Source organism: Clostridium mobile, assembly GCF_018918285.1.
Lineage (GTDB): Bacteria > Bacillota > Clostridia > Clostridiales > Clostridiaceae > Clostridium_AW > Clostridium_AW mobile.
Window position 1 is genome coordinate 757133 of sequence record NZ_JAHLQF010000003.1, and the last position, 8090, is coordinate 765222.

The window sequence follows — 8090 nt, forward strand, 5'->3', positions numbered from 1 at the left end:
TAATTACTTACCTAAATTATATACAATGAAGTATCTTTTTCCAATGACTTTTATTGTTTTTAACAGGCTTGACCTGCAACTTTCTTTAAGCCGTTTACCTCTCCAGCTTTTTCTATGGCTATCTTTGCTAGGATAGGCCCTGAAATTTCATAAACTAATACACTAAAGAGAATAACTGTAGTTATGGCTGCAGCAAATTGTGGTAATTCCTGTCTTACTATTATAGATAATCCTATGGAAACACCACCCTGTGGCAATAGACTAAGTCCTAAATATTTAACCACCGCATCATCTGCATTTACGGATTTTGCTCCTAGGAAAGCTCCGAGCATCTTTCCAATTGCTCTAGCTATAATGTATCCCACACCTAAAGCTCCAACTTGAGCTAGAACGCTTAGATTTAAATCTGCTCCTGCTAAAGTAAAAAACATCAAATAAATGGGAGGAGTAAAATCTGTTATAAGTGTAAATACACGATTTGAGTTGTGCATTAAATTTACAAGGGTTGCACCAAGCATCATACAAGTTAAAAGAGGAGACAATTTTAATAAGTTAGCCAGTCCAGTGCTAACAGCAATTACAGCCAATATAATTGACAATAGTTCCTCTTTACTCTTCGATTTGTTAGCTAAAAATGTAAGTACAACTCCTAATAAAAATCCTAATAAAAGAGAGCCAAAAATTTCTATAATTGGTGCGCTAATCATCTGTAAAAAAGAATGGCTTGTTGAACCAATAGATATTTTAGCTAATGACATAGCAAGTCCAAAGAGCATAATTCCTACAGCATCATCAATGGCAACAACGGGTAAAATAGTTCTTGTAAGAGGTCCATGAGCTTTATATTGTTTAATCACCATCATTGTTGCAGCAGGAGCTGTGGCTGCGGACATAGAGGCTATTACAATACTAAATGGAAAGGACTGATTAAATACATAATAAGTTACTAAAAATACTAATATTACAGCGCCAATGGCTTCTGCCAGTGTGATTATAAGAATACTTTTACCTACTTTTAACATGTCCTTTAATAAAAATTCACTACCTATGCTAAAAGCAATGGCCGCTAATGCTACTTCATTGACAATTGAAAAGCTTGGCATGTCTTGTTCAGTAATTATTCCTAAAAAAGATACACCAATAAATAATCCAGCTACTAAATAACCTGTTACATTAGGAAGTTTAAAATGTTTAGCTACCCTTCCTCCTATAACACCAGCAAATAATAAAATACCAATTTTTAAGAGTAAATCCAATGTGTATACCCTCCTATATAATATATTTATTTTATGAATCTAAGCAAAATAATGATGACATAAGTTTAGGGGCTATATGCATATAACCCCTAAATTGTATTCTTATTAAAAGAATAAATATATTCCCTTTAACTTCCTCTCTGGCTTTAGAGGAAATGAGAGCATAAAAAAAGAACTTCTTATAAATATTTTAGGAGTTCCTGTTTTTATACAAGCTCTAATTTATATGTTTTTAATTAAAAACTCATAATCGGAATATAACAGACTTTTGGGTAAATACAACTAATTGATTTATATTGCTTAGATTCCAATAATATGCAAATATTTCTTTAATTGAGTTGTACAACCATATTATATACTATATAGATAAAAAATTCAAATTTCCCAAGAGGTAAAGCTTAATCTATGATTGCTCTAAGGAATAGGAGAACTTTATAAGTTTTTATTGAAGCCAACTAGCATCTAAGAATCTAAAGAACTAAACATCTAACTAAATTTGTATTTTTATAAAAAATATGATATTATTAATCAATAAAGTTGAGATATGGTGATGGAGTTCACCTTAACTGCTGTGAAGCTAATGACTCCTACAGGTAATGTTTTTATTCCTGTAGGAGTTTTTTGTATTTCCAGGGAAATTTAATTAGGAGGGACAACTATGGCTACAAGCTTAGCGATTATTATTTTATTAGGATTACTTGCAAATGCTCTTTTTGAAAAGCTTAAGATGCCTGGGTTACTGGGTATGCTTATTTTAGGAGTTATTATAGGGCCCTATGGGTTTAAATTAATTGGAGCAGATATAATGAATGTGTCTGATGATCTTCGTAAAATTGCTCTAATCATAATACTATTGAGAGCAGGATTTGGAATAAGTAGAGATGATTTAAGAAAGGTTGGGAAAACGGCAATTAAAATCAGTTGCATTCCAGGTTTAATAGAAGGATTTTTTATTGCTTTTGCGTCAACAAAACTTTTAGGATTTTCCTTTATACAAGGAGGCATACTAGGGTTTATTATTGCAGCAGTATCTCCAGCAGTAGTAGTACCTCAAATGATTAATTTTATAGAAAATGGCATAGGGACAAATAAAGGCATACCAACCTTAATATTAGCAGGTGCTTCAATTGATGATGTATTTGCAATCACAATATTTAGCACATTTTTGGGATTATATAGTGGTAATCATGTTAACATAGGAGTAAAAATTTTAGGTATTCCTATTTCAATTATTTTAGGAGTTGTATCTGGGATTATTATTGGATTTATCCTCATATGGATATTTAAAAAATATCATATAAGAGATACAAAAAAAGTATTGCTTATACTAGGTTCTTCTATATTGCTCACAACATTAGAAAGCCTACTAAAAAATAAGGTGGAAATAGCGGGACTTTTAGGAGTAATGACTATTGGATTTATAATACTTGAAAAGATGCCTAATGTAGGAAAGCGATTGGCAATGAAATTTAATAAAATTTGGGTTTTTGCAGAGATATTACTTTTTGTATTAGTAGGTGCTCAAGTAAATATAAAAGTAGCACTTGAGGCTGGAGGAATGGGTATTATTGTTATATTAATTGGACTCTTAGGAAGAAGTATAGGTGTTATAATTTCTGTATTAGGTACAGAATTAAATTGGAAAGAGAGATTTTTTTGTGTGATTTCATATATTCCTAAAGCTACTGTTCAAGCAGCAATGGGGGCCATACCTCTATCTTTAGGAGTAGAGTCAGGAGAGGTAATATTAGCAGTGGCGGTTTTATCTATTTTAATAACAGCACCCTTGGGGGCAATTGCAATAAAACTATCTGCAATGAAACTTTTAGAAACTGATATCACAAAGTTATAGTATGAAAATTTTATGTGATATTTTATCGAAAAATATATAAGTAATGAATTTCAAATAAATGCTTATACCTTGAAACTTTAATAATCTAGAAATATAATTATGATAGACTAAGTATCAACTATTGTATTTACTATTGCTATAACTATGGTAAATATGATAATTTTAAATTCTGAATATAGTGATTTATATCCTTGGTCAGCAACACTAGTTATAGCAAAAAATAATAAATTTAGAAAAGGTGATTATATGGAAACAATATCTTTGATAATAAAATCTATAATACTAGGAATCGTGGAAGGTATAACAGAATTCTTACCAGTATCTTCAACAGGACATATTGTTATTTTTCAAAATTTAATGGGGTTTAAAGGAATAACTCCAAATTATGTTGAGCTGTATACATATGTTATACAGCTTGGAGCAATACTTGCTGTAGTTATACTTTATTGGAAAAAGATAAAAGATACTCTTGTAAATTTCTTTCCGAAAAAAGTTGGATATGAGAAATCAGGATTTAAATTTTGGTTTATGATATTTATTGCTTGTATTCCTGGGGGTATTTTAGGAGTACTATTAGATGATTTAGCTGATAAGTACTTATTCACACCAATATCTGTAGCTATAACTTTGTTTTTAGGCGGTATATGGATGATATATGCTGAAAAGAAATTTAGAAATAATAGTTCAAAAGAACAAGAATTAAATGTTACAGTGAAACAAGCATGGATAATCGGATTATTTCAATGTCTAGCTATAATTCCAGGGATGTCACGTTCAGCTTCAACAATTATAGGGGGATGGGTATCAGGACTTTCTACTGTTGCAGCTGCTGAATTTTCATTCTTCTTAGCAATCCCAGTAATGGTTGGAATGAGCTTTTTAAAGTTTTTGAAGGTTGGTGGTTTATTTATTCTTACATCACAAGAAATAATTTCTCTTGTTGTTGGCTTTTTAGTTTCATTTATAGTAGCTTTAATAGTAATTAATAAGTTTATTTCATATTTAAAGAAAAAACCAATGAAAATATTTGCAATATATAGAATGATATTCGCAGTTATAGTTTTGTTAGCTGGAACTATGGGAGTATTTTATTAAAAAGATTCTAAAACAATTTTTCATTGAATAGAATGGAAAGGACATAAGAATATAACTTTATTTGCCATTTGAATGTCAATTGAATGGAAGTTTGCTCATAGAATATAGATAAAGGGAATTAATAATAAAGAAAGGCGTATTTATGAGTGATGTTAATGAGTATTATATCGATTTAGATGAAAGAGCGGAAAAGATGCTAAGAGAAGGGGAATTTTTAGGAAAGGGAAACAACGGTGTAGTATATCTACTTCCAGAGAATAGAGTGATTAAGATTTTTAAAGAAAAAAGGATATGCAAAAGGGAATATAGTATTTTAGCGAGAACAGAAGGCAGTGAATATTTCCCTAATGTATACAGCAACGGAACATATTATATTGTAAGAGACTATGTAGGGGGAGAACGTTTAGATAAGTATATAAAGAAGAATGGATTAGATAAGGAAGTAGCATGCAAGGTTATTGAACTTATGAAGGAATTTCAAAGGCTTAATTTTACTAAACTTGATATAAGATGTAAAGATTTATACATTACAGAGGAACTTTCTTTAATGGTAATAGATCCTAGAAATAATTATTCTAAAGATCGCACCTATCCTAGACATTTGATGAAAGGGCTAAATAAATTAGGGGTATTAGAAAAGTTTTTAGAAGTAGTTAAGGATGAGTATGATGAGTTCTATGACGAATGGAACTCAAAGATGAAAAGATATTTAGAAACGGGTATTAAGTAGGTATTATAAATTGGCGTACTAATATCTTGTGCTAGTCGTAGATATAGTATGCCAATTATTTTTATTTCCATTATATTAATACAAACTAATAATAATTATTATTTAATAATCATTATTGACTAAGCATAAAACATATGATATTATATATTTAGAAGCTTGAAATTGATAATAATAAATATCCGATTAATAAGTATTTAAAGCTTTTGCTTAATGAGTATATAAATTAATTAAGGGGGTTTTTTTATGAAATCATTAAAAGGAACAAGAACTGCTGAAAATTTATTAAAAGCATTTGCAGGTGAATCACAGGCAAGAAATAGGTACACATATTATGCTAGCGTTGCTAAAAAACAAGGATTTGTACAGATTGCCAACATATTCATCGAAACAGCTGAACAGGAAAGAGAGCATGCGAAAAGATTTTATAAATTCTTAAAGGATGATTATAAAGACGAGGCAATAGAAATCACTGCTAAATATCCAGTATCACTACATGATAATACTGCAGACAATTTAAAGGCGGCGGCAATGGGAGAAAATGAAGAATGGACAGAATTATATCCAGAGTTTGCAAGGATAGCAAGAGAAGAAGGATTTACAGAAGTAGCCGTAGCATTTGAAATGATATCAAAGGTTGAAAAAGAACATGAAGAAAGATATTTAAAATTATTAGAAAATGTTAAAAATGGCCAAGTGTTTGAAAAGGATGAAAAAGTTCTTTGGAAATGTACTAATTGCGGATTTATATATGAAGGAACATCTGCTCCAGACAAATGTCCAGCATGTGTACACCCAAGAGACTATTTTGAATTAGCTAGTAAAAACTATTAATTTAATCTTTAGTTTTAAAATGTAAAATAAATAACAAAAAACTTTATATAAAACTCTGTATGCTTATTTTATAAGGTGTACAGAGTTTTATTATGTTATTTTTTATTTCATGTGAACTAATTTTATATAGAAAATAATCTTATTAAAATATAATAAGGAATATATTATAATAAAGTTGTGACAAATAGAAAGCTTTGGAAAATTGCTGTGATTCATTTAAAATATAATTCTGGAGAATAGATATGAATAGAAAAAATGTATATATAATTAAATTTATAATTTTATTGTTAAATATAATATACGCTGTATCTATGATGGAGGAAGCTCACCTTCCATATTTTATAATAGTTATTTTGTTGATTTTGTTTAATATGCAGCTAAGGATGATGTATTTTAAAGAAAAAATCTATGTCTTTTCCATTCTTTTAGATTTAGTTCTAATCTACACTCTTTTTAATAATTTTAAGGGGATTACATATATTTTTATATATAGCACTCTTATAGAAGGAATAAGTTATTCTAAAAAATACGCTAATGGTATTATAACTCTCACTTTTATCATGCTTATTTATTTAATTAAGGATTTTTCTATAGAAGTTATATTAATAAATTTACTTATCTATAGTCTATGTGTTTTACAAACTTTTAGCATAAATAAATTGAAGGATGAAACACGTGAGTTGGAGTATTTATATGACGATGTTAGAAGGTACAGTTATGAAGTGGAGAAAACTAAAAAACAATTGGAGCAATATTCTCATAGAGTAAGACATTTAACTCAATTAGAAGAAAGAAATAGAATATCTGAAGAAATTCATGACACCATAGGACATAGATTGACTGCACTACTTATACAACTTCAAGCAGGAGTAAGTATAATAGATTTAGATGAAAAAAAGTCAAAGGAACTTTTAAAATCTTCAGTGGAAAATCTAAGAGAAACTATAGATATACTAAGATATACTGTTAAAGATATGAAAAATATCAAATTAGAAAATATAGTGGATTCCATTAAAGATTTGACAAAAAAGTTTACCCTGGACACAGGAATTAACATAGATTTCATATCAAAGGGAGAGATAATAAATTTAAATGGTGAAATTAAATTGACTCTTTATAAAAATATTCAAGAGTGTATAACAAATGCAGTAAAGCATGGAGGCGCTAAGAATATAAACATTGAACTCATATTCAAAGAAAAGAAAGTTTGTCTTAAGATAAGTGATGATGGGAGTGGATGTACAAGCTTTCAAAAAGGCATGGGAATTATTAATATGGAAGAAAGATTAAAGGGAATAGGTGGAGAATTGAAAATATATAATTTTAATGGATTTATTGTGGAAAGCATAATTCCACTTTAATTAGGAGGGGACAGAAAATGAGTATAAAAGTGGTTATAGCAGATGACGACATAATGGTGAGAGAAGGCATGAAAATAATATTGTCTCTAGATGAAGAGATTGAAGTTGTAGGTACATGCTCAAATGGAGATGAAGCCTTTAAATTCTGTCAGGGGAACTCTGTAGATGTAATTTTAATGGATATTAGAATGCCAATATGTGACGGAGTATTAGGTACAAGAAAAATATGTGAGGCATTTCCAAAGATAAAAGTTTTGATACTTACTACATTTAATGATGATGAATACATAGTAGAAGCATTGAAAAACGGAGCGTCAGGTTATTTGCTTAAAAATATTTTACCTGAAGAGGTAATTAAGGCAGTTAAAATAGTTAATGAAGGAAATATGCTCATTCATCCTAGCATAGCGGAAAAAGTACCTTATTTATTAAAAAGAGGGGATAAGAAGGACTTTTCCAAGTATAATCTTCAAGAAGTTGAAATAGAAATAATGAAACTCATTTCTGAAGGATACTCAAATAAAGAAATATCAGAAAAAGTGTTTTTAAGCCAAGGTACTGTAAAAAATAAAATTACAGATATACTATCAAAATTAAATTTAAGGGATAGAACTCAAATAGCTATATTTTATCTTAAAGATGGAAAATGAAAAATTGCAATTTTTCTTCATAGAATTCACTAGATGTTTGTAAAAGCATAGCTATATAATATAAAGAAGCTAAGAAATAATTATTATTTCAACAAATAAAAAATGCTATATAATGTTTTTTATGCTATCTCACTGCAATAAGAACTTCTAAAATTTATTTTATAAAACTTCCTAATGCTGACAAACTCCTTTTGGTTGATATGCTCCCCTTGAGGTAGACAGATTAAAAAATAAAAATCTGTCACTAGAAAGGGGAGTATTTTTATGTCCAGAAGAACTAAATATACAGCAGAAGAAAAGTATGAAATTTTAATG

General features: G+C 29.2%; 7 protein-coding genes and 1 riboswitch. Of the genes, 6 read left to right on the forward strand and 1 reads right to left on the reverse strand.

The annotated features are described in order from the left end of the window. Positions 1-59: 59 nt before the first annotated feature. Positions 60-1256 (reverse strand): cation:proton antiporter, encoded by a 1197-nt coding sequence (locus KQI86_RS15280; RefSeq protein ID WP_216440207.1) that lies wholly within the window; start codon positions 1254-1256, stop codon positions 60-62. A gap of 537 nt (positions 1257-1793) precedes the next feature. After that, a riboswitch (Fluoride riboswitch) is annotated at positions 1794-1853 on the forward strand. Positions 1854-1914: 61 nt separating this feature from the next. Here KQI86_RS15280 and KQI86_RS15285 point away from each other — a divergent pair. The 6 genes from KQI86_RS15285 (at position 1915) to KQI86_RS15310 (ending at position 7775) form a co-directional block, all read left to right on the forward strand. Beyond that, positions 1915-3108 carry a cation:proton antiporter domain-containing protein gene (locus KQI86_RS15285; RefSeq protein WP_216440208.1) on the forward strand — a complete coding sequence of 398 codons (1194 nt, stop codon included), beginning with the start codon at positions 1915-1917 and terminating at the stop codon, positions 3106-3108. 246 nt (positions 3109-3354) lie between these two features. Continuing rightward, positions 3355-4203: an undecaprenyl-diphosphate phosphatase gene (locus KQI86_RS15290; RefSeq protein WP_216440262.1), complete on the forward strand. Its 849-nt coding sequence runs from the start codon at positions 3355-3357 to the stop codon at positions 4201-4203. Between the two features lie 142 nt (positions 4204-4345). Continuing rightward, complete coding sequence (locus tag KQI86_RS15295) at positions 4346-4933, forward strand: protein kinase (protein ID WP_216440209.1); 588 nt, start codon at positions 4346-4348, stop codon at positions 4931-4933. A gap of 243 nt (positions 4934-5176) precedes the next feature. Further along, the gene (gene rbr, locus KQI86_RS15300; RefSeq protein WP_216440210.1) at positions 5177-5764 is read left to right on the forward strand and encodes a rubrerythrin; all 588 of its coding nucleotides are present in this window, start codon (positions 5177-5179) and stop codon (positions 5762-5764) included. 242 nt (positions 5765-6006) lie between these two features. After that, on the forward strand, positions 6007-7125 hold the full coding sequence (locus KQI86_RS15305; RefSeq protein WP_216440211.1) for a sensor histidine kinase: 1119 nt from the start codon (positions 6007-6009) through the stop codon (positions 7123-7125). A 17-nt stretch (positions 7126-7142) separates the two neighbouring features. Continuing rightward, positions 7143-7775 (forward strand): response regulator transcription factor, encoded by a 633-nt coding sequence (locus tag KQI86_RS15310; RefSeq protein WP_216440212.1) that lies wholly within the window; start codon positions 7143-7145, stop codon positions 7773-7775. Positions 7776-8090: the final 315 nt, after the last annotated feature.

What these genes read in the sequence shown, in the direction of transcription:
- KQI86_RS15285 (WP_216440208.1), top strand. Translation starts at nt 1,915, where the DNA reads ATGGCTACAAGCTTAGCGATTATTATTTTATTAGGATTACTTGCAAAT.
- KQI86_RS15290 (WP_216440262.1), top strand. Translation starts at nt 3,355, where the DNA reads ATGGAAACAATATCTTTGATAATAAAATCTATAATACTAGGAATCGTG.
- KQI86_RS15295 (WP_216440209.1), top strand. Translation starts at nt 4,346, where the DNA reads ATGAGTGATGTTAATGAGTATTATATCGATTTAGATGAAAGAGCGGAA.
- rbr (WP_216440210.1), top strand. Translation starts at nt 5,177, where the DNA reads ATGAAATCATTAAAAGGAACAAGAACTGCTGAAAATTTATTAAAAGCA.
- KQI86_RS15305 (WP_216440211.1), top strand. Translation starts at nt 6,007, where the DNA reads ATGAATAGAAAAAATGTATATATAATTAAATTTATAATTTTATTGTTA.
- KQI86_RS15310 (WP_216440212.1), top strand. Translation starts at nt 7,143, where the DNA reads ATGAGTATAAAAGTGGTTATAGCAGATGACGACATAATGGTGAGAGAA.